The following is a 21,755-nucleotide window of genomic DNA, read 5'->3' on the forward strand; positions in this document are numbered from 1 at the left end:
CTCTCCCCTGAATTTTATTTTTTGACGGACTCCAAGGCTTCTTGTGTAAACACGCGCAGACCCAGGTCTTCGCGGAAACCGTGAATTTCACTGACGTCCAGCGCCCGCATGAATGACAGGATTTCCGGACTGATGACCTGACCAGGCACCAGAATCGGAAAGCCTGGCGGATAGGGAATGATGAAGCTGGACGAAACAAGCTCCTCACCCGTTTCAAGCCGCGCCATCAGCTTGTCATCGGTCGGAATATAGTCACAGTTGTCCTCGTCATAAGCGAGAAAAAACGCGGTTCGGATATCGCCTTCGGGCGTATCTGATCCATCCCTGAAAGCATCGTGGAACCGGCTGAAATCCGGCAACGGCGGCACGTCTTCGACCAAAGCCTGGACCCGGTTCTCAAATGACCTGCGTTCCATCTTCGAGGCATCGTCCAGAAGCTCGTCCAGGTCATTGGCAATTTCGACCAACACTTCGATCAGGTAAGCGACCGAGGATCGGGTTGTCCCGATATTGGTCATGAACAGCACGGTGTTCCGCGACGTCTTGTTGATCTGGATGCCGTATTTGTCCATCAGGATCTTGGTCTTGAACGTGTCGCCGTCCCAGCCTGTTCCACCCACGGCCAGCGTTATGCGTGTCGGGTCCAGTACAAATTCGTCCTGGCTCCACATCGTCCACTTTTCGACCCAACCATGATCGGGATCATAGTAAGCTTCGACACCGCTCTCCCGAAACTGTTCCGGGATCATTTCACCAGCGGTCACTACCTTGAAATACTTCTGCAAAACCGGATGGTCCGAGATGGCGCGCCGGATCGACATGGCTGTCTCGATCTGCTTTTGCACAAATTCGAACCCTTCCAGTTCGACCTGTCGGCGCCCCACGTCCAGCGAAGCGATGATCTGATAGTTCGGTGAAGTCGAAGTGTGGGTCATGTAGGCCTCGTGGAAAGCTTGCTCCACCTCGCCTTTGAAATCCTGATCGTTGACGTGGATCATCGACCCCTGTCGCAATGACGTCAGGGTCTTGTGGGTCGATTGCGTTGCATAGACGCGGACACGGGCATCGGGTGGCGGAATCAGCCGGGTCCCGAGCAACTCTTCGTGGCCCGCACCCTCAAGCTTTTCCTGCTGGGCCGCCCAGGCCCTGGCCGATTCCGGCGTGCGCAGCGTTTGCCGCAATACGTTGGCCACCCCCATGGCGGTGCGCTGGCGGTAGGTCGGGTCAAACCGCGCAAAACCGAACCAGGCTTCGTCCCACAGAAAGATCAGGTCCTTCTTGATGGCCAGACACTCTTCCATGACGCGCTGAACGTTATAGACAACCCCGTCGAAGGTGCAGTTGGTCAACAGCACCATCCGGACGCGATCCAGCTTTCCGGCATCTTTCAACTTCAACAGGGTGTGCTTGATTTCTTTCAGCGGTACGGCGCCGTACATCGAATGTTCGTGCAGCGGATAGCTGTCCATATACACCACGCTCGCTCCGGCCAGAACCATGCCGTAATGATGCGATTTGTGGCAATCCCGGTCGACCAGAACGATGTCGCCGGGTCGAACGACCGACTGAACAACGATCTTGTTGCACGTTGACGTACCGTTGGTGGCAAAGAACGTGTGTTTCGCCCCAAAAGCGCGGGCGGCCATGTCTTGCGCTTCCTTGATCGGGCCGCGCGGTTCAAGCAGGCTGTCCAGTCCGCCCGACGTCGCGGATGTTTCGGCCAGAAAGATGTTCGACCCGTAGAATGCCCCCATGTCCTGAATCCAGTGCGAGCGGCTGATCGATTTGCCACGGCTGATCGGCATGGCGTGGAAAACACCGGTTGGCTGCTTCGAATATTCTTTCAGGGCCGAGAAAAACGGGGTTCTGAATCTGCGATCGACGCCGCGAAGGATATTGAGGTGCAGTTCCTGAAAGTCTTCCTGATTGTAAAAGACCCGTCGGCAGCGGCCCAGGTCCAGCCCGGCAATATCTTCGGCTGAACGGTCTGTGACAAGATACGCGTCCAGTTCGGGTCGGATCTTCTCGATAAGCCGACAGGCCTCCGGTCCGTATTCATGCGGGTCGAGGCCGTCAACATCCTCGTCTTCGCTGACACGCGTCAGGTATTGGTTCAGGATCGGAAGATCGATCTTCGACTTAAGCGACAAGCCCGGCCGGATCACGACGGCCTGAACGTTGTAGTTGAACAGAACCCCGATCAGGGCGTCCTCCAGAGACGGAACAATGACCGGTTCATAAATGAACGAATCTTCCAGCCGACGCATGCGCAGCAGGTTTTGCCGCAGGAACCTTTCCTGATGTTCAGTGACATCGTCTACGATCAGCACCTCGAAATAGGGCCGTCCCAACGCGCGGGCTTCCGGTGTCAGCGAGGCTTCGTCTTCGTAGTCCTCATTGTCTATTTCATCTGAAGACAGCGGAATCGACCGCCGCCTGTACGCGCCCGAGGTCAGCGCGCGTGCGATACGACGAACGCAAATCGACAGGTCCTGGACATTACCATTTTGCAGAAGACGCCGCAGATGCTCGAAGGCGTGGATTCCAGGGAAAGCCCAATAAAGTTCGATCGGTTCCAGAACATCAAATAAATGCTCTGCTGTCGCCATCAGCTTCTGGCTCTGGCGCTTTTCCCGGCCATGCAGGGCGAGGCCTTCAGCAGCCTCTCGTAAGGCGCTCCATCGATCAGCGCGAAGTTGCGTGGCGCTGTAATAATCTCGTAGGGACGGCAACTTCTTCTTCTGCGAGTGCAAGTTCAATACCTGCCTCCTTTCTGTCGCGTCCGGATCAGCGCCGCCTCCTGATCCGTTTAATCCGAACCTGTCTTTCCGTGTAAGACAGACAGGTTAGGCGGCGTCAGCAAATCTCTTTCCGCTTCTTCAATCGAAGTTCTGGGGTCGGATGCCAGCAATCCGCGATCCGAGCCCTGCCGGGGAATTTCCAGCGGCCCGAGCGTGTTCAGGTAAGCATCGGCACCACTTGTGCGATCATAAACCGTGAAGTCTGCGTCTCGATCACGGAAGCTCTTGAGAACCTGCCCAAGTCCCTTAAGACCAGTTTCTCGTTGACGTCGCACCTGATCCAGATCGATTTCGATCGGGAACATGTCTTCCTGCCCGGCGGACTGATGCAACACCGTTGCGGACGGATCGACCACCAGCGAACGACCGACACCACCGGCCCCCAGACCATTCACGTCAAAAACGTAACACTGAAACTGCGCCGCCGTCGCCCTTGCAATGGCCAGTTCCGCTTCGCGGTCAGTGGTCCCGGTCAAGACCGGGTGAAGAAGAACCTCAACACCTTGGCTGGTTAGTTGCCGTGTCGTTTCCGGAAACCAAATGTCATAGCAGATGGAAAGGCCAAAGCGCCCGACATTCGGCACATCAAAAACACAGAAATCAGTCCCTGCCGAAATCCCGGCCTCATACGGGCGGAAGGGAAACATCTTTGAATATTTGGCGACAATTTCACCGTCGGGATTGATGACGACAGACGTGTTCAGAATACGCCCATCTTCGGTCTTTTCGAACATCGACCCGGGGATCAGCCAAATACCAAAGCGGCGCGCATCCTCCTGAAACTGCAATATTGCGTCATTCGGAAAAGGCTGTGCAAACCGGTCCAATGGCCCATAGGGCGCAAGTTCGGAAAACAGAACCATTTGAGTCCACGGGAACCGGGCCATCAGAATTTCAATACGGTGGCGCATCGCCTCGACGTTCGAATGAAGCGCTGCGACGTGCATCTGAACGCCGGCGATCGCAAATGGAGTCATATTGGGCATCTCTCCCGAGTAAGCTGTCTGATCACCTTATTTTCAGGTGAACCCCGTGACCAGCCTGTTTTTTTAGGGCCGCAGATTTCTGGCGCAAATTGTTTGATCGCTGGTACTCGTGAACCTGATGTGTCGCAAACATTTGGAACGGCCAGCACCAGCGACCTGGTGGACACACCTATCCTGAGATCTCGGCAAATAGCCGAAAGCCCGACGTCGTATTGCTGAGGCTTTGCTGCTTGCGGATCGTGTTGGCGACCTCGATGCCGTCCAGAGTAGCCGAGGCGGATTTGAACGACTTGAACCCGCACATGTGCCGCACGCGTCGTTTGATGAATCTGTGATCCTGCTCGATCAAGTTGTTTTGGTATTTGGACCTGATCGTCTGTACTTTGGCAGAGCACCCGAACCGCATCAGAATCCTGTTAACTTCTCGAATACCGGCTGCATTTGCACCACTCTTGTCTATGACGATTTTGATTGGGATTCCGTTTTACGATGGTGCTTTGGCAAAGAACCTGATGGCTGCTGGACGACTACGCCGAAGGCACTCAGCACTGGGATGGAAAAGCCCGGTCGCATTCGAACGGAAAGTGGCTTAATCGAGCACATGGGGCGGCACGAAAACGCGCCAGGAGGGCCGCAGAGATACCGAATTTCTTCAAGCTGCCCTCCTTTGTCATACGCGCTACCGTCCGGCGCTCCTTTTTCACGCCGTCAAGTGGACACGTGAGAAACATCCTTATCCGGTGAATAGATGTCCAGAATGTTCCAATGCCCGGTCGTCGGCGTCGGGTTGTTGATCATCGGCACGTCGAGAACCGTGGGGCGGCCAGAGGCAATGGCGGCCTCCAGCGCAGGCAGCAAGTCCTCGGCAGAAGTTACCCGCACCCCCTCTGCCCCATAGGCCTGCGCAATTTCCGCATAGCCCGGACCGTTGGTCGGCGCATCAGGCGAGCCGGGAAAGGTCGTGCCGTAGGTCAAGCCATAGTGCGCTTTCTGAAGGCCCGCGATAGTGCCGAACGCGTTGTTGTTCATCACCAGCCAGATGATGCCGAGGTTCAGTTCAACTGCCGTGGCCAACATCGACGGATTCTGCCCAAAACCGCCATCACCAACAAGGCTAAGGACAACCCTATCCGGCGCGGCTAATTTGGCTCCGATCGCACCCGGAGGGCCGAAGCCCATCGTGGCAAAGCCTCCCGGCGTGAGGATGGAACCCGGCGTCAGAATGTCGAACTGCTGACCGACGCCGTTCTTGTTCCAGCCAACGTCGGTAGTGATGATCGCGTCTTCGGGCAGCGCCATGCGGGTATCCGAGAGAATGCGTTCAGGCATCATTGGGAATGCGTTTGATGTCTGCATTTCGGCATTCGACGCTTTGAAGCTCTCGCGGAACGCGGCAATCTCTGCCTTCTTCGTCTCCCGAGCAAATCCTTCAGGGTACATCTCTTTGGCGACGCGGGTCAGGACACGCAGCGCTGCCTTCGCGTCCGCCACCACACCGATCTCGGTCGGGTAGTTGCGCCCGATCTCTTGCGGCTCGATGTCAATGTGAATGACTTTTGTGTCGTTGCCGTCTGCGCCGATGTTGAACGTATAACCAGGGTACCAGCTCGAACAATCAGCCTCTTTGAAACGAGTACCAATTGCAAAGAGGTAATCTGCGTTCAGGCAAGTCTGATTCACGAGCGAGGTGCCCCAGAAACCCGTCATCCCCATGACGAGAGGGTGGTTGTCCGGCAACGCGCCCTTGCCCATCAGACTATGGGCAACAGGAAGGCCCATGTGCTCGACAAACGCGCCCAACTCCTCCGAGGCTCGTGCTAGCAGAATGCCACCGCCGACGTAGGCGACGGGGTTCTCGGCTTCGGCCAGTGCCGTAACGATTTCACGCGCAGTCTCGTCTTCGATCGACGGCTTCTTGAGCGCGCGCGTGTTTTGCGCGACCCGGTCGAAACTGCCGGACGGGATCACCTCACTGAAGATATCCATCGGAACATTCACCAACACGGGGCCTGGCTGGCCACTTTCCGCGAGGTGGAAAGCCTTTTCCAGAATTTCCGCCATTAAGTCGGCGCGATCAACACGCCAGGCGCGCTTCACAAAGGGCCGGTAGATTTCCCACTGCGCAGCGTCAGCGTGCAGGTTAACCTCCTGATGCGGATGCTTACCGTAGTAGTGTGTAGGGATATCACCTGCGATCACCACCATCGGGATGCAATCGAGGGCGGCGTTGGCAACGCCGGTAGCGCAGTTTGTCAAACCGGGAGACAAGTGTGACAGCACCACCGACGCGCGCCCTTGCACACGGGCATAGGCATCGGCGGCATGACTCGCGATCTGTTCATGGCGCACGGTGATGAAATCGATTGGGCTTTCCGCCAAGGCCGCCAATACCGCAATATTCGTGTGACCGCAGAGACCAAAAACGTGTTTCACCTCCCGCCGTTGAAGGAAGTCGACGATGTGTTCCGCGACGGTTTTTCCATCCAGTTTGCTTCCGTCCATTACGCGACCTCCTGTCCATAGAACTCGCCGAAAAGCTCTTCTTCCGAAGGCCGATCTTCAGGGATCGGGCGGCTGACCCAAGTGTAGTTCATCATGTGCTTCATGGTGACGTTCTCGTTGGTGATGTTGCCACCCCAGACGCCACAACCAAGTGACGAGGTCATTGGCATGCCGTTGGTCCAAGCGCCAGCATTCGCTTTGGATTGCGGCTGGCGCACCATCATTCGGCTAACCGGCGCCAAACGCGCCAGCCGGTCGATATTCTCATCGTTGTGCGAATAGATGCCGCAAGAGTGACCTTTGCCGCCGGTGTTGTAGATGGCGGAAACAGTATCGAGTGCATCGTCAAAGGTCTCGAAATGATAAAGCGCCATGAGCGTCGTGAGCTTTTCCTTCGAGAACTTGTGCTCGGACCCGATCTGCCCCTGATTTTCCACCATCAAGAACTTTCGATCCTCTGGAATCGAGAAACCCGCTACGTCTGCCGTTTGCTGTGGACGGCATGCAATCGTTGGGAATGTACGGTTGCCCTTTTCGTCCCACATCACCTTTTCCAGCATCGCTTTCTCCTCAGCGCTACACAGATAGCCGCCCTCGGCCTCCAATGCGGCAACCATCCGGTCGTAGATGCTTTTCTGGATGATAATGTTGCCATCGGCCGAGCAGCCCGAGCCAAAGTCGGATGTCTTCGAGATGCGTGTGTTTTGCGCCGCGATATCGATGTCTGCCGTTTCGTCGATCACGATGGAGGAGTTGCCTGCACCTACACCGTACGCCGGCCGGCCACTAGAATATGCTGCGTGCACCATGGGCTTGCCCCCCGTTGCCAGCGTCAGGTCACAGATGCTCATCAGGTACTGGGTGAGCGGGATCGAGGGTTTGCGAACCGCCTGGAACAGGTCCTCTGGTGCTCCAACAGCGCGGCACGCGGCGCGCATCACCTCAGTCATCTCCCACGTTGTCTGCGCTGTGCGTGGATGTGGGCTAAAGATCACTGCGTTGCGCGCATTGGCCGATGATACACCAGTTACTGGCGGCGTCATTGCAGGGTTGGTCATTGGGATTAGTGACGCGATGACACCCACCGGCTTGGCATATTTGACCAAGCCTTTGGCCTCATCCACTTCGACAATACCGGTTGACGGCGTGCGCAAGACATCACGCAAGACCATCTGGATCTTAAAGCGTTTCGCAGGGCGACCGTTGCGATCGCCGATGCCACTTTCATCGACACCCTGCTCCGCCAGTCGCGTGAATGTCTTCTCATTGCCCGCATACCAAGCAATAGCCTGGCTCAGTCGGTCCAGCTGATCTTGGCTCCACGCTTCAATCTGCGATTGGGCGGCACGGGCACGCTCCAACATGCCATGGGCCAGAATCTTTTCGTCTTCTGTCAACTCTCTTGCCACTACGGCTTCCTCTCAGTGTTTCTATGTTTCGGGATCAGGCCGCAAGCGGCTCAGCCACGCGGCGTTTGGAACGGGCGGCACCAAAGGTCGCTTTGGCGTGGGTTAAGCACCGGCGGGCGTGTTCTTCGTAACCAAGTTCCGCCACGCGGCTCTGGTTGGGCAGTTCGATGGAGTAATTCATCGGTGGGCAGCGTTCGATGATTCCGGCAAAGTCGATCCACCCTTCGCCTGGGTAGAGACGCGCATCACGGGCCAGTTGGATCATGCCCTCGCGTGTGTCAGCAATGCCGGGCAAGCAGTCAGAGATGTGCAGGAAATGCAGCCACTCAGGCGGCACATGCAGAAGCTCGCCCAAATCGACGCGGCTGAGATGCAGGTAAAGCGTGTCTACAAGAATGCCGCCGTTCGGCCGATCGGCGGCACGTACAATGTCAAGCACCTCATCCAGCGTCCTCAGGCGCGAGAAAGACGGAAACTCAAGGTCAATGGTCAGGCCATAAGGCGCGGCAAGATCGCAGGTCTCGGCATAGACATCCAAAAGAAAATTCCGGTCGTCCCGCCGCGTGGTCCAGGCCGACATAATCATGTGACGCGCGCCTAACTCGCCACCGAGTTCGAGCGCCGCCTCAAAATCACGTGGATCACAATCCTCAGTGATACGAGCCAGTTCGATATCAAGGACCTGAAGTCCCGTGGTTCCAAGTGCGGTCATGGTGGCCTGCACCTGTGCTTTGTCGAGCGGCGATTGGGTGAATTCGCCGGGGACGTTCATGGTGATGAAGCGCGGACTGACAGCGTCGTAGCCAGCACGCGCGGCGATGTAGACCAGTTCGGCGGGGGTGCAGTTGATCAAGGTCAGATGCGCAAGGGAATAGAGCGGTTCTCCGCTGTTGGCTTGCATGGCATCTGACATGGATGGCCTCCCGCGACTGAGTCTCTATCTTCTCATCAAATACAAAATATCTGATATTTTGTAAATCATCAATTTACGAGATTTTCACCCACGCACTACCGGCATCATTCGACCGCACACACGCATCAATGAACCTTACGCCTTCTGCCCCTTGGGCAACACGGGGCATACCAAGCCATCCGACTGGCAAATCACGACCATCCCTCCGCGCAGCCACGGCCATGGCAAACTCGGTATAGAGATTGCCCCAGGCCTCGATTATTCCTTCCGGAAAACCCCGTGCGGTTCGGACAAGCCTTTCGTTGGCGGGAGAAACCCCGTGTCCGTGGCCCCGGCTGATCACCCGGTCAGGTTCTCCAAAACGATTGAATTTCAGTCGGTCACATTCTTCCAGATCCCATTCGAGCCCCCCTTCAGAACCAAAAATACGCAGACGTAGGCCGCCGCGATTGCCGGGCGCAAGACGTGTGGCAATAAGCGTTCCCGGCACATCGCCGTGACGGGTCCAGGCGAAGAACGTGTCTTCTAGTTGTTTCGGCGCGCCGCAGACATGGAACTCGGCGCGAAGTTCAGTCAGAGGTAGGTGACTGACAAAGTTCGCCAGATGCGCGGCATGTGTACCGATGTCACCAACACAGCTTGTTTTGCCCGACTTCGATGGATCAAGCCGCCATTTCACATGAGGCGCATCCGCCACGTCCTCGGGCGTCAACCAGTCCTGCATGAATTCCACATGGACCTGGTTGATCTTGCCGATACCACCCTCTGCCACGATCTCGCGCGCCTGCCGGATCATCGGAAAGCACGACATGACATAAGAGACACCAAAGATACAGCCCGTTTGGTCAGCCAACGCGACAAGGGCTTCGGCCTCGGTCACCCCATTCGTCAACGGTTTGTCGCATAGCACGTCAATTCCGGCCTTAAGAAAGGCTTTCGCGCAATCAAAATGAAGATGGTTCGGCGTGGTGATCATCACCGCGTCCACGCCATCAACGCGGTCTGCTTCAGCAGTGGCCATCTGTGAGAACGAGGCGTAGCAACGATCTTCAGGCAAATACCACTCCGCTGCCGCGGCTCTGGCGCGAGCGGGGTCAGAAGAGAAAGCACCGGCCACAACTTCCCATCGGTCGGTCATCCGCGCAGCGGTTGCCTGCATGCCCGAAATGCGCCCTCCACCCACTACGCCGAGACGGAGGCGGCGGGAGAGTCTTGGAAATGGTCCATCAAAGTCAATCTGTTCTGGCAAAAGCATGTCTCAAACCTCCGGCGGGACTGCGCCCTCTGGCAGCATTTCGACGGCCATGAAAACCGAGGGCGTGATGGTTTCGAACTGATGCCATGGGTAATTTCCCTCGGCGTCATACATGGGCCGGTGTGTCGCTCCCGGGGCCATTGGTTCTTCGAGATAGAGCGTGTCGACGTCTTTCTCGCGGCATTGCTGCATCTTGCCGAAACCGATGATCTGAGTGTGTACTTCGCGGAACCCTGGCACCGGACAAAAAGCGTGATCGCGGTGCAATCCGACGTTCAGCGGGACCGAGGCCGAATGGTACAACGTGAAACCGTACTGACCGACCCAAACTTTGGGCGACATATAGTGTTCGACGCCGCGTAACCGCTCTTCGCCGCGCAATTGAAACGCCGTTGGCCATGCCTGCCGAATACTCTCAAGCAGTGCTTGCTCATCATCGTGATCAGCGAAGCCCTCGATCAGAACCGCATGGACCACATCGTGGATATCTGTACTTTTTAGAACTACGGATTGCAGCGGGCCAATGATTTGCTCACGCACGCGCAAGGGCGCGTCGGCCAGATTCAGTACAATGGTTTTTCCAGTGATCGCGAAACCATCCTCGTCCTTGAGAATGCGGACGGCGAAGAACGGATCACCAATGGTCAAAGTTTCGTTGGTCATTTCATAGCTCTTAGATCGATATTCAGCCCAGGTTCGGTTGTTTCGGCCAACATAGGCGGGCGCGTGCAGGTGCTTTGGATGTCGACAAAGCGCCCCAGGCCGGGGCTTTGCAGCATACCGTCCATCACCTCGCAAAGGTGGAGGCCTAATGCGCCGCTGGCACGCGGCTCACGCCCTTCGCGCACGGCTGCAGCCAAATCTGCGAGCCCAACACCGCGCGCATCAAAGTTCAAACCGTGGGTGTTCTCGGCCACCTGCCAGTCCGCGGGCGCCTTGGGTCGGGGGCGCATTGTCCAGCGTGCGGTGTTACGAGTACGCACCCAAACCGGCCCTTGGAAGATGTTCGCACCGTCCCCTGGATCGGGATCAGGAATACAAAGTGTGCCTTTCGAACCGTAGATCTCCAGTCGCGGTGTTTCGCTTTCCCACACGTCGAAACTGACCATCATCTGCCCAGTCACACCGTTTTCGAACTCGATCAAGCTTAAGCAGTGGGTATCGACCTCGACCGGCATCATTTCTCCATTGCGCGGGCCGTTTTCTATCAAACGCGAGGCTTCACGCTTCCGGCCAAGCCCGGCAACGCGAGCAATTGGTCCAAGGCAGAACACCATCGCCGCGAGGTAATAAGGACCCAAGTCCAGAAGCGGCCCCCCACCTTTGGCGTAATAGAAATCCGGGTTGGGATGATGGCGCTCTACGCCACTGGTCGGCACAAATGCTGAAACGCCGTGCGGCTCACCGATGGCACCGCTGTCCAGCAGTTTGCGCAAGGTCTGCCACCGCCCCCCAAAAAACGTGTCCGGCGCATTGCCGATTTTCAAGCCGCGTGATCTGGCGAGATCAAGGATGCGGCGCCCGTCCGGCAGATCGGTGACGAAGGGCTTTTCAGAGTAGACGTGCTTGCCCGCCTCCAGCGCTGCAATGCTGATACCCGCATGTGCCTCCGGAATGGTCAGGTTCAAAACTGCGTCGATTTCTGGATCGGCAATGATCGCTTCCGGCGGCGCCACGCGCGGCACAGCATAATCCGCCGCTTTGACGCGGCTTTCGTCCATGTTCAGACTGCCGCAGGTAGTGATCTCAACTCCGGAAAACCCCTTGATGTTCTTGAGATAGATGTCGCTGATGCGACCGGTGCCTATCAGACCGACCCGGAAGGTTTTCGCAAGCTCACTCATTGTCCCCCATTGGTACATACTCCGGTAGATACGCGGGCGGCATCGGCCCTTTGTTGCGCCCGCCCTGCTGCATTTGTTCCCAGCCATGGGCGAGCACACCTACAGAGCGGCTGAGACAGAACAACCCGCGCGACAAAGGCGGCGGAAAGCCCAATTCGCAGAAGATCACCGCCGTCGCCCCGTCTATGTTCATGGCAATCTCTGTGCCGCGCGCACGGCCGATCTCGGCCTGCACGGCTTCACCGATATCGGCATACTTGCCCGATACAGTGCCCGCCTCCGCCGCCTTGCGGATCAGCGTTATCAGGCGGGGCGCGCGCGGGTCGACGGGTTTGTGGAACCGATGGCCAAAGCCTGAAACGATCTTGCCATAGATTTCCCGCCACTTGGCTAGGCCGTCTCGCGTGGCGACTTCAACGCCTTGGCCCAAGTCCATCCGCGCAGCGATATCCTCATAAAGCGCCGCGCATTGCTCGCCCGCGCCACCATGGACATCGCCGAGCATGTTGACGCCTGTCGCAATAACGTTGTTCAGCCCAACACCACACGTAGCGGCCATTCGCGCAGCAGCAATCGAAGGGGCCTGCGGACCGTGGTCAACGCCAGCAACCAGAGCGCATTCTAGTAAAGCCGCTTGTTCCGGCGACGGCAGATCGCCGCGCGTCATCAACCATATCATCTGACCAAAGCTGACGTTGCCAATCAAATCCTCGATGGGACGACCGCGAAACGCGATCCGACCGGGTGCCATGTCAATGATCGAGGTTCGCCACCAGTGGCGCACCGCGTCGGCGTCTGTAGTCATGCTGTTTCCAGTTCTTTCAGATAGCGCATCTGTGCAGCCAGTCGGATCGGAGCATTCCGCGCGCCGTATCCCTGATAGCCGCCTTTGCGAGCAACAATTTCGAAGAAAAACCCGCCCCATATCGGAACCGAATAGATCTGGAAGTACTCCCCACGTCCATTGCGGTCATAAAGGATATCACCTGTCTTCATCCTGGCGACCAAATCATCTTCGAGGTCGAAGCGAACCCGCAAATCGTCGTAGTAATTTGCGGGCATGGTTAGTCGTTCAAACTCGGCGGCCCGCAGCAAATCCGAAGTCTCGAAGATATCGTCGCTCAGAAACGCCAGATGCTGCACACCGGCACCAAAGCCCTGCGCCAGAAAGGCGCCTGCAAAGGTACGCCGCTCGCCTGCGCCGTTGAGGTTCAACCGCACCTCTCCTTCAGGGCTGGCCATGGCCTGGCTCAGGATGATGCCCGACGGGTCCGCCACATCAACGACCGGAGCCTTCTCCATCTCGAAGGTCGAGAGGTAGTAGGTCAACCAACTTTGCATTTCTTGATAGCGCATGGTTTGCGCGACATGGTCGATACGCCTAAGGCCAGCCGGCTGTGCAGCGCTTTCCTTGGGGACCGGATCGAATTCGATATCCCACACGCGGTGAAGATCAGATTTCTCGTCAATAAAATGCACGACGGACCCACCAACGCCTTTAATCGCCGGAATATCCAACTCGCCGCTGCCGACCGGCTGAGAAAAAGCAGGGGCGCCAAGGGCCGTGGCCCGAGTGACCGTTTGCTCAGCGTCTTGAACGCGCAGGCCCATGTCACAGACGCAAGGTCCATGCTCAGCCCGCGCCTCGGCCGCGAATCCTTTGGTTTCGGAGTTGACCACAATGTTAATCGCGCCCTGTCGCCAAAGTTCGACGGACTTCGACCGATGCTGGCGTTCTTTGCGAAAGCACATTTTTTCCAGAAGGCGCGCAAGTCGATCACGATCTGCACCGCCAGCGGCAAACTCAAGGAATTCTAAACCCTTCGGAGTAACGCGTGGCGGAAGGCCATCAAGCGGATGGGCAAGTGCAGGCTCGCGGGCCGAAACTTCATCCAGAAGCGAGACCAACGCGCGAAACGCATCGCGGGCATGAGACTCCCTACTGCCTTCCGCGGTTGCACCGACACGCGCTATGGACCAAGGCCCCTGATAGCCCGACCGCGCTACGATCCGTACGAAGCTTGCTAAGTTCAGCCCACCCTGCCCCGGCAACAGGCTGAAATGGCTTTTCAGCCTGGTGATGTCAAAATCAAGGGCTGGTGCGTCGGAGAGCTGAACATGAAAGACCCGATCCCCGGGAATATCGCGCAACCGTGCGGCCTGTTCCCCTCCAGCAAGGGAGAAGAACGAGTTCAGCGCTAAGCCAAGCGCAGGGCTATCCACCGCCTCAACAATCTTGAACGCTTCAAGCTCAGTGGTGATGTGCCGAGCCCAAGGTAATGCTATCAGGGCAGCACGACAGCCCGCCCCCTCGACGCGATCCGCCAGTTCCCCAAAATCCTCGATGACTTGTGTGATGTCCGATGATGCGTCAGGATGCGTGCTGGTTCCAATCAGGAGCGTCCGCGCGCCGAGCGCCTCCATGACGGACAATTTATGCTCTAGACGCGTAAAGGCAGTTTTGCGGGTTTCACCGCTCATTCCCTCGAAGTCATGAAACGGTTGCAATACATCTATGTCCAATCCCAGAGAGCAGGCCAGCTTGCCAATTTCCGAAGCGCTGCCCGCAAATCCTATCAGATCGGGTTCATAAAGCTCGACACCAGAGAAGCCAGCGGCAGCGATCTGTTCCAGCTTCCCGGATAGGTCACCAGGCACATTCGTTGTCGCGATGGAAAGCCGCGTCATGCCTCATATCCAAACAACCTAGGTAGCCACAGCACAATTCCCGGGAACATGATCATCAACAGAAGGGCGCCCAGCAGAACCGCAAGAAACGCCCAGATTTCGCGAATGATTTCCTTCAATGGAATGCCAGTCACTGCGTTAATGACAAACAGCAAGATGCCGTAGGGCGGCGTAATCAACCCGATCATCGAATTGACCACGACCAACACGCCGAAATGAACCAGGTCGATGCCTAGTTCTCGGCAAGTTGGGATAAAAAGTGGGATGATGACGAGAATGATAACTGTCGCGTCCAAGATACAGCCCAGAAACAGAACAAGGATGTTGACCAACAAGATGAACATCAACGGGCTGATGTCGGCGCCTGCGAACATGTCAGAGATCGCTTGCGGCACGTTTTCCTGAATAACCACGTAGGTCAGGATCATCGAGGCCCCGATCACAAGGCCAACGGAGGCCGCCGCGCGCGCGCTCTCTACAAAGATCTCATAGAGCGTTTTGAATTTGATCGCGCGATAAAGGCCTGCCGCGACGATCAGTGCATACAGCGCAGCAATGGCAGCGGCCTCGGTCGGCGTTGTAACGCCGGAGTAGATACAGCCCAGAAGAATTACAGGCATCAGAAGCGCGGGCGTTGCGCGCACTGTCAACCTGGGGAGTTCGCGCAATGGGACCGGATCTTCCTGGCCAAACCCGCGCCGATGCGAAATCACCGTGTTCATACCCATCAGGACAATGCCCATGACAAGGCCCGGCACGATACCCGCTAGAAACAAATCACCAATCGAGGCGTTGGACACGAGTGCGTAGAGAACCATAGGGATGGAGGGCGGGATGATTGGCCCGATGGTTGCCGTCGCTGCCGTGATCGCGGCCGCATAGCCCCGCGTATAACGACCGCTCTTCACCATCATGTCGATGATAATCTTGCCAATGCCCGCCGCGTCTGCAACCGCCGAGCCGGACATGCCGGAGAAGATCAGGCTGGCCACAACGTTCACATGCCCCATGCCACCGCGAAACCGGCCAACCAGAGCAATGCAAAACTGCAAGAGTCTGTCCGAGATTGAACCTGCGTTCATAATATTTGCTGAGGCGATGAACAGCGGCACAGCAAGCAGCAGAAAACCGTCAAATAATCTCTGCACCATAGTCGTTCCGGCGATGGCAACGTCCTGTCCCGCCACACCCAGATAGACAATGCAGCCGACCAGGATCGCATAAGCAACGGGTGTGCCGATGGCCGCCATGCCAAAGAGGGCGATCATCCCGAAGAGGAGTTCCATGCTCACCTGAACGCCTCCCCTTTGGCATCATCCACCGAGGCGATGGCTTCCAATTCCGTTGCGGGTGGTCCGTACTTTAGCACGGTATAAATGCGCCAAACGTAGCGCAGCGTGACGACAACCATCATCATCACAAAGGGCGCAAACAACCATTTGATAGCAATTTTGTCCCCAGTGATCGGCACGCGTAATGTCTGAATTTTCTTCAGGTCCATCAGCCGGTTGGCGAACACAGTCTCCCAGACGGCTGGGAAGGTATAGACCATCGCCACAATCATCAGGACCGCAGTCAATAGGGCCAACACTTTGCGCGCGGGACGTGGCACTGCAAGGTAGAGGACATCAAAATTGACATGGTCAGTTTCGCGCACGATGAACGAGGCGCCGAAAAAGATCAGCCAAACCCACAAGAGCGAAATTAGAACAACCGACCAGCCGATGGGTTCCAAAAAGGGGACGTAGCGGAACACAATTCCCAAAAGGAAGATGATGAAAATCGCCGCCAATACCATGGCGGCAATAAATTCTGCGCCGCGGGTGAACCATTTGAAAAGTGTGTTCATTGCCGTCCTCCCGCGACGTGTGTTTATGTGGCTTAGTTGCCCAGCGCGTTGATCTTCTCAAGCACGCCGTCGGGCCAGGAATCTGCAACTTCGCTGCCAAGGTACTGAGCTTGTACGTGTTCGCGGAACGCCGCGAGGTTGGGCTCATAGATTTCGACGCCCTGCTCGCGAATGAAATCGGCCAAGCTCTCTTCCTTGGCCAACTGCGCCTGACGGCCAGACTCAGCGGCTGCATCGGCGGCTGCCTGCACGGTCTCTTGCTGCTCCGGCGTAAGGCTGTTCCATGTCTCGAGCGAGAAAGCGATGTAGTTCAGATCGACGAGGTGCGACGTGAGCGCGATCTGCTTGGTTACTTCGTAGAACTTTTGGTCCACGACCGTAGGAAGCGGGTTATCCTGGCCGTCAATCGCGCCCGACGACAACGCCGTGTAAACTTCCGAGAATGCGAGCGGTGTGGGCGACGCGCCCAAGGCAGAGCCCAGGAACTGCCATGCATCCGTACCCGGCATCCTAAGGTTCACCCCCTCCAGATCAGCCGGTGTTTGCACATCAATTTCTTCGCGGGTCTGACGCAGATTCACGTGACGACGGCCCAGATACATAACCGACAACAGTTTGACACCAAGCTCGTCTTCAACAGTCTGCTTGAACGGATCCATTAGCGGGTCGTTGAAAACCCGCACCTGATGCGCAGCATCCTGATGGACATAGCCCGTCGCGAAAATTGAGAATTCAGGGAAGAACTGAGCGAGTTCCTGTGCAGAAGCGATCGACATGGTCAGGTTGCCGCCAGCAATGGCTTCAAGTTCGGTGCCTTGCGCAAAGAGCGTTCCGTTATAACCTGCCTGATAGTCGGCAAAGTCGGCAACCATCGGCGCAAAGACTTCGGCCATGGCGACCGAACGCTGGTCGGTTTCAGAGCCGGACGTCGCCAACGTAAATGTGATTTTGTGGCCGTCAGCCGCTGCAGGAATCGCAGAGGCGACAAGACCGAGTGCTGCAACCGAAGCAAGTGCGGCGCGGCGTGAAAGTTTCAACATGAGGTTCCTCCCTTGGGTTTTGCGCCGAAACCGGCGTCTCGATGTTTATGGTCGATTTTTCAAGTTTAGCAATATGTTTTCCAAAATATCAGATATTTTGACTATGCACAGGCGACCTCGATGGGTTTGGCTCCGACTTCATTGGTCAGCGAAATCTCACGGCCCGAAGCGGATGAAAGCGCCACGGCTTCAACAACTTCGAGGGACTTCAAACCCTCCCATCCTGACACCAATGGCTCTTCGCGCCCTGCAATCACGCCAGCGAAATGTGCCATCTGAACTGCTAAAGGATCTTCCATCTTGCAGGTCAGATTCTGTGCTGAGATCGGCGTCCACCAGTTCGGAGCGTTGTTGTGTCTCCAAACCCGTAAATCGGGCAAGGACAATCCACCTTCTGACCCACCGATCAAGTAGCAACTTTCAGAGGTAGCCGGGTATGCGGGGTTCTCGCGGGCCGTTAACTCCCAACTCCAGGGGGCCACGATACTATCAGAAACCGAAATTGTAGCAATAGCACCTGATGCAAACTTAAGGACTGCTGTCGCAAGATCTTCGTTCTCGAAGCCACGACGAGAAGGAACTGAAATGGCTTGGACGGATACAACCTCTCCACAGAAGTGCCTTAACAGATCAACGTCGTGCACGAGGTTGACCGAGATGGGTCCTGCCCCTTTCTTGGTGCGCCAAGGCGCGACCTCGAAATAGTGGTCAGGTTTGTAGAACCAACAGGTCGCTTGAACCGCTCGAATATCGCCCACCGCACCTTCAGTCAGTGCTCGTTTTGCGGCTTGAACCATCCCATTATGGCGCCTGTGATGACCCACGAGCATGGCAACACTCGCCTTGTCTGCAGCCTCAGTGAGCTGTCGCGCCTCCTCCGAAGTGACTGCGACAGGCTTTTCGATCAGAACCGGGCAGCCAGCGGCGATACATGTCAAGCCTTGCTCCAGGTGCAAAGGGGTCGGAGTAGCGAGCAGCACGCCATCTGGCTTTGACGTCTGCAGCATCTCCTCGAGTGATGCGAAAACTGGCGCGCCTAAAGCAGCCGCAGCTTCTTGACCTTCGGTGCTGGGCTCGACAATGGCCGCCAAGGTCAGGTCCGGCGCGCGCCTCACAACCTCTGCATGGCGACGTCCGACGAGGCCGAATCCTGCAACAGCGATTTGCGTTTTCCTTGACATGTTCAGGTCTCTCCACTGCCCGACTCTTTGCTTTGGACAACCTACACAACATCACCACACGAAATCAATATCATCGGATATTTTAAATTACAACATATTATTCGGAGAATTGCAGAGCCGTGAGCTTTGAGATACTTTGTCGGAAATCCCACCAACCAACGGATGAAAACAAATGGCAAAGTCTCGCAATGTCGTAGGTGCATCAACATACCAGCGCATCAAACGCGACATCATCTTCGGTGACCTCGCTCCGGGATCCAAGCTGAAGCTGGATGGACTACGCGAACGCTATTCGGCGTCGATGTCTACTTTGCGGGAAACCCTTAACAGGCTAGCCAGCGAGGGGTTCGTCGATGCGCAAGATCAACGGGGGTTTTTTGTGACGCCTGTGTCCCCAGAGGACTTGATCGAAGTCGCAAACTTGCGGGTGCTGCTCGAATGCCACGCTTTGCGTCTATCGGTTGAAAAAGGCGACACAGACTGGGAAGGCAACCTTGTCGCGGCGCATCACAAGCTCCACCTGATGGAGCAGAAGATGCTCGAAGGAGATGACAGCCAAAAGGAAGACTGGAAACGCTACGATTGGGAATTCCATCTCGCCATGATCGAAGCCTGTGGTTCGAAGAATCTACTCTCGCTGCACGCCGTGCTTTACGACAAGTATCTGCGCTACCAGATGCTGGTCCTCACGTACCGCGGCGAGGAAGCCGTGGAGGAACACCGGGAGATGTTTGACGCTGCGCTCGAACGTGATGTCGGACGCGCAGCAAAAACACTGCAGACGCATATCGAGAAGGGTTTAGAACATACTCTCGCGGCGTTCTGAAGGCCCATTGGAGACATTCGGCACTCTGCTAGCATTCTGCGGTCGCTGCCTGTAATCCGGTCATTCGCTGCAGCCGCAAAATCTGGTCTGTTTCGAACTCACACAACGCGGACTTAGCCTCGTTTCTCTGCGATCGCACCAATGGCGGCTCAGGGTTGGCAGGGCAGAAACGTATGTTTTTTTGACCAAGCTTCTCGGTGATTTAAGGCTGCTCGGCCCAAACCTTGTAGTCGAACAGGGCGCCGTCTTCTTTGGCAAACTGAACAGTTTCGCGAACATATGCGGCGGAACGTTGGGGATCGAAATGATTGAGCCAGTGTTCGGGGTCGTCGCCGATTGGGGCAGGCAAGATGCCGTAGCCGAAATTTCGCTTGACGGTCCCACCGGCTGCCTGTGCGACCTCCATTCTTGAAATGCCAAAGCCGCGTGTGGCAAGATATTCGTTGAAGTCCAGAAGCTCGGCTTCGGAAATCCATTCAGTGCCTGCCCCTGTTTGTGCCTGCTCTATCAGGTCTTCAAACCGTGTATTCATTGCTCCTCCAGAGGACGGATGATGTCGTCCGGTTGGTTCTCTTTGTGCCCAAGCGGCAGATTACGATTGCTTACAGCGAAGACGTTACCATCGGGGTCAAGAAGCACCCAATGGCCATCCTGGCCTGTCAACAGGGTCATATCCTGCCCTTTGTATCTGCCGCGCCCTTCAACGATACCGCTCAGATCTGGACGAGGATTGGCGATGATCTCGTCAATTTGCTCAACATCGTGGCCTTTGAGGCCAATATATTCTCGCCCGCCCCCTTTGCCACCGTGGGGCAGAATTCTGTTGCCGCCAGGTGTCGTTGTGGCCCCAGGTCGGGCTTCGACAATATTCGGCCCCGCCTCTTCCGGGATCGGCGTTGAGACAATGTTGTCGGTCGGATCATCAGGAATTGGCGATCCGGTGTGGTTCGGCAGGCCAAGCTCTTCAATCGGATAGGTTTCAAGCCATTGCTCGACCCGTTCCGGAGTGAAGCCCGGCAGTTGCCCCAAGCGGCGTTCATCCTCCGCAAGCTCAGGAAAGACTTCGACCCAGCCTTGCGCCAGTTCCCCATCCTGAAGCCGCAGTTCACCGCGCGCGAACGCTGCCCCGGCGGCTGCGATGAAATCCTGCAAAGCGCGCTGTTTCGCGGGATCACCGCCAACGCCTGTATCAAGAATGGTGCCGGGATTTAGCAACTCATAAAGCGCTGCCGCTTCGGCCCCTATTCGTGCGAATTCGGGGGTCTTGGGCAGGACCGGATACTCGCCGGTGCTAATCCCTTCCTGCACGAGGGCATAGGTTGTCGCCGCCAGGCGACCTTCGACAGTTGTTACATCGACCCCCAGTCGCGCGCCAGCATCGTCCACGCGCCTATCACGCATGGCTTGCGTCCAGTTTTGCAGCGCATCAGACGCAAGAAGCGCCGCGCCGACGCCCGTCAGAGCGCGCAAGCCACGCATCGCCTCCGTCAGATCGAGAGCGGGGACACCATTTGCCGTGGGTGCAAAGTCAGCGAGTACCACATTGCTCTGAACGCCCGGCAGCACTGGCTCGGCATAGCACCTGCAATTGTGTGCCTCGCCGGGATGCCCGCCCTCCGGTGGATTGTTCCAGCGGAAAACGCGGTCGTCATAGGCCGCATGGCTGTCGCGCACCTTGGCATCATCTCGCGAGCGCCAGATGTATTGCTGAATCCCCAAGCTTTCCTGCCGAAGCCGATTTATTACTCCCGCAAAAGCCCGAACGAGACGTTCTTCCATGTCTGTGCGCAGTGGCCGCAACCGTTGCGGATGGTTTTGGTATTCGCCGAATATTCTCTCAAGGCGCGCGTCCCAGGCGTCGAGCGCTTCTGACTTTGCATCTGATACATCCCGCAATTCAGCTTCGGAGACAATTGGCACTGTGTCAGGCGGGGTCAGCGCGTTCAGAAGCATCCGAGTGTTTTCGGAGATCACCTGGTCGAGGCGTTCGCTGAAATCGGCCCGTAGAGCTGTGTAGTTAGGAAATGTCGACTTGAGCGATAATCCTACGCGGCGGCCAATCAGATGACCGTGTCGCTGCGCGATCTCGTACTTGCCGTCACCGCCGTGCCTTAAGAAGTGGCTGAAACTGTGTTGCATGGAATCTCCGAAAGCGTGCCGGAAATGTTCTATTCACAATTGGTAAAGAAAGCCCAAGACTACCGTTCGCAACTTTTTTGCGGAGAGCAACGCATCCTGCTTGCATTGGAGCCAGACATTCATGCACGACGCAGCATCCGACAAAATGGGCTCGTTCCAGACCTCGAATGCGGCGCAGCATCCTGTGATATGTTGCCTCGGTCAACGTCGAGTTGTCGTTGTGGGAGGGCATGGCGGATCGGAGGATCAGTCATGGAAACACCAAACTTACCTGCCATTCGTGCGCTTCGTCCCGCCTGGAACAAAGGACGTATTGTTGGTC

The 21,755-nt window shown here is 56.7% G+C and carries 17 protein-coding genes and 1 pseudogene; 1 reads left to right on the top strand and 17 read right to left on the bottom strand.

The features are described 5' to 3' along the window. Nucleotides 1-14: 14 nt before the first annotated feature. From ACR0AP_RS16960 to ACR0AP_RS17030, 15 genes and pseudogenes are all read right to left on the bottom strand, one after another. On the bottom strand, nucleotides 15-2,759 hold the full coding sequence (locus ACR0AP_RS16960) for an aminotransferase class I/II-fold pyridoxal phosphate-dependent enzyme (RefSeq protein WP_480508054.1): 2,745 nt from the start codon (nucleotides 2,757-2,759) through the stop codon (nucleotides 15-17). A gap of 50 nt (nucleotides 2,760-2,809) precedes the next feature. After that, nucleotides 2,810-3,778 carry a carbon-nitrogen hydrolase family protein gene (locus ACR0AP_RS16965; RefSeq protein WP_209599126.1) on the bottom strand — a complete coding sequence of 323 codons (969 nt, stop codon included), beginning with the start codon at nucleotides 3,776-3,778 and terminating at the stop codon, nucleotides 2,810-2,812. Nucleotides 3,779-3,956: 178 nt separating this feature from the next. Next, nucleotides 3,957-4,322: pseudogene (locus tag ACR0AP_RS16970) on the bottom strand (DDE-type integrase/transposase/recombinase); the annotation flags it as partial. A gap of 173 nt (nucleotides 4,323-4,495) precedes the next feature. Further along, the gene (locus ACR0AP_RS16975) at nucleotides 4,496-6,289 is read right to left on the bottom strand and encodes a thiamine pyrophosphate-binding protein (protein ID WP_480508056.1); all 1,794 of its coding nucleotides are present in this window, start codon (nucleotides 6,287-6,289) and stop codon (nucleotides 4,496-4,498) included. Next, a complete protein-coding gene (locus ACR0AP_RS16980; protein WP_480508058.1) occupies nucleotides 6,289-7,698 on the bottom strand; it encodes an aldehyde dehydrogenase family protein in 1,410 nt (469 codons plus the stop codon). The genes ACR0AP_RS16975 and ACR0AP_RS16980 overlap by 1 nt, the downstream gene beginning before the upstream one ends. A 34-nt stretch (nucleotides 7,699-7,732) precedes the next feature. Then, nucleotides 7,733-8,611, bottom strand: coding sequence for a sugar phosphate isomerase/epimerase family protein (locus ACR0AP_RS16985; RefSeq protein WP_480508060.1), 879 nt, complete (start codon nucleotides 8,609-8,611; stop codon nucleotides 7,733-7,735). A gap of 73 nt (nucleotides 8,612-8,684) precedes the next feature. Continuing rightward, nucleotides 8,685-9,866, bottom strand: a complete 1,182-nt coding sequence (locus ACR0AP_RS16990) for a Gfo/Idh/MocA family protein (RefSeq protein ID WP_480508062.1) — start codon at nucleotides 9,864-9,866, stop codon at nucleotides 8,685-8,687. 3 nt (nucleotides 9,867-9,869) lie between these two features. After that, nucleotides 9,870-10,529, bottom strand: coding sequence for a hypothetical protein (locus ACR0AP_RS16995; protein WP_480508064.1), 660 nt, complete (start codon nucleotides 10,527-10,529; stop codon nucleotides 9,870-9,872). Continuing rightward, nucleotides 10,526-11,710: a Gfo/Idh/MocA family protein gene (locus tag ACR0AP_RS17000; protein ID WP_480508066.1), complete on the bottom strand. Its 1,185-nt coding sequence runs from the start codon at nucleotides 11,708-11,710 to the stop codon at nucleotides 10,526-10,528. Before ACR0AP_RS17000 ends, ACR0AP_RS16995 begins: the two co-directional genes overlap by 4 nt. Continuing rightward, the gene (locus ACR0AP_RS17005) at nucleotides 11,703-12,515 is read right to left on the bottom strand and encodes a citryl-CoA lyase (protein WP_480508068.1); all 813 of its coding nucleotides are present in this window, start codon (nucleotides 12,513-12,515) and stop codon (nucleotides 11,703-11,705) included. Before ACR0AP_RS17005 ends, ACR0AP_RS17000 begins: the two co-directional genes overlap by 8 nt. After that, on the bottom strand, nucleotides 12,512-14,398 hold the full coding sequence (locus ACR0AP_RS17010) for a bifunctional sugar phosphate isomerase/epimerase/4-hydroxyphenylpyruvate dioxygenase family protein (protein ID WP_480508070.1): 1,887 nt from the start codon (nucleotides 14,396-14,398) through the stop codon (nucleotides 12,512-12,514). The genes ACR0AP_RS17005 and ACR0AP_RS17010 overlap by 4 nt, the downstream gene beginning before the upstream one ends. Further along, nucleotides 14,395-15,690, bottom strand: coding sequence for a TRAP transporter large permease (locus ACR0AP_RS17015; RefSeq protein WP_480508072.1), 1,296 nt, complete (start codon nucleotides 15,688-15,690; stop codon nucleotides 14,395-14,397). Before ACR0AP_RS17015 ends, ACR0AP_RS17010 begins: the two co-directional genes overlap by 4 nt. Beyond that, nucleotides 15,687-16,247, bottom strand: a complete 561-nt coding sequence (locus tag ACR0AP_RS17020) for a TRAP transporter small permease (RefSeq protein ID WP_480508074.1) — start codon at nucleotides 16,245-16,247, stop codon at nucleotides 15,687-15,689. Before ACR0AP_RS17020 ends, ACR0AP_RS17015 begins: the two co-directional genes overlap by 4 nt. Before the next feature lie 32 nt (nucleotides 16,248-16,279). Then, nucleotides 16,280-17,287, bottom strand: coding sequence for a TRAP transporter substrate-binding protein DctP (gene dctP, locus ACR0AP_RS17025; RefSeq protein WP_480508076.1), 1,008 nt, complete (start codon nucleotides 17,285-17,287; stop codon nucleotides 16,280-16,282). A gap of 101 nt (nucleotides 17,288-17,388) precedes the next feature. Continuing rightward, nucleotides 17,389-18,468, bottom strand: a complete 1,080-nt coding sequence (locus ACR0AP_RS17030; protein WP_480508078.1) for a Gfo/Idh/MocA family protein — start codon at nucleotides 18,466-18,468, stop codon at nucleotides 17,389-17,391. A 172-nt stretch (nucleotides 18,469-18,640) separates the two neighbouring features. Between ACR0AP_RS17030 and ACR0AP_RS17035 the strand changes: the two genes are divergently transcribed. Then, nucleotides 18,641-19,294, top strand: a complete 654-nt coding sequence (locus tag ACR0AP_RS17035) for a GntR family transcriptional regulator (protein ID WP_480508080.1) — start codon at nucleotides 18,641-18,643, stop codon at nucleotides 19,292-19,294. A gap of 202 nt (nucleotides 19,295-19,496) precedes the next feature. On the opposite strand, the gene ACR0AP_RS17040 is transcribed toward ACR0AP_RS17035, so the two are convergent. Both ACR0AP_RS17040 and ACR0AP_RS17045 read right to left on the bottom strand, forming a co-directional pair. Beyond that, the gene (locus tag ACR0AP_RS17040) at nucleotides 19,497-19,826 is read right to left on the bottom strand and encodes a hypothetical protein (protein ID WP_480508082.1); all 330 of its coding nucleotides are present in this window, start codon (nucleotides 19,824-19,826) and stop codon (nucleotides 19,497-19,499) included. Next, a complete protein-coding gene (locus ACR0AP_RS17045; protein WP_480508084.1) occupies nucleotides 19,823-21,433 on the bottom strand; it encodes a phage minor head protein in 1,611 nt (536 codons plus the stop codon). The genes ACR0AP_RS17040 and ACR0AP_RS17045 overlap by 4 nt, the downstream gene beginning before the upstream one ends. Nucleotides 21,434-21,755 lie beyond the last annotated feature (322 nt).

This window comes from Ruegeria sp. AF7 (genome assembly GCF_056541885.1).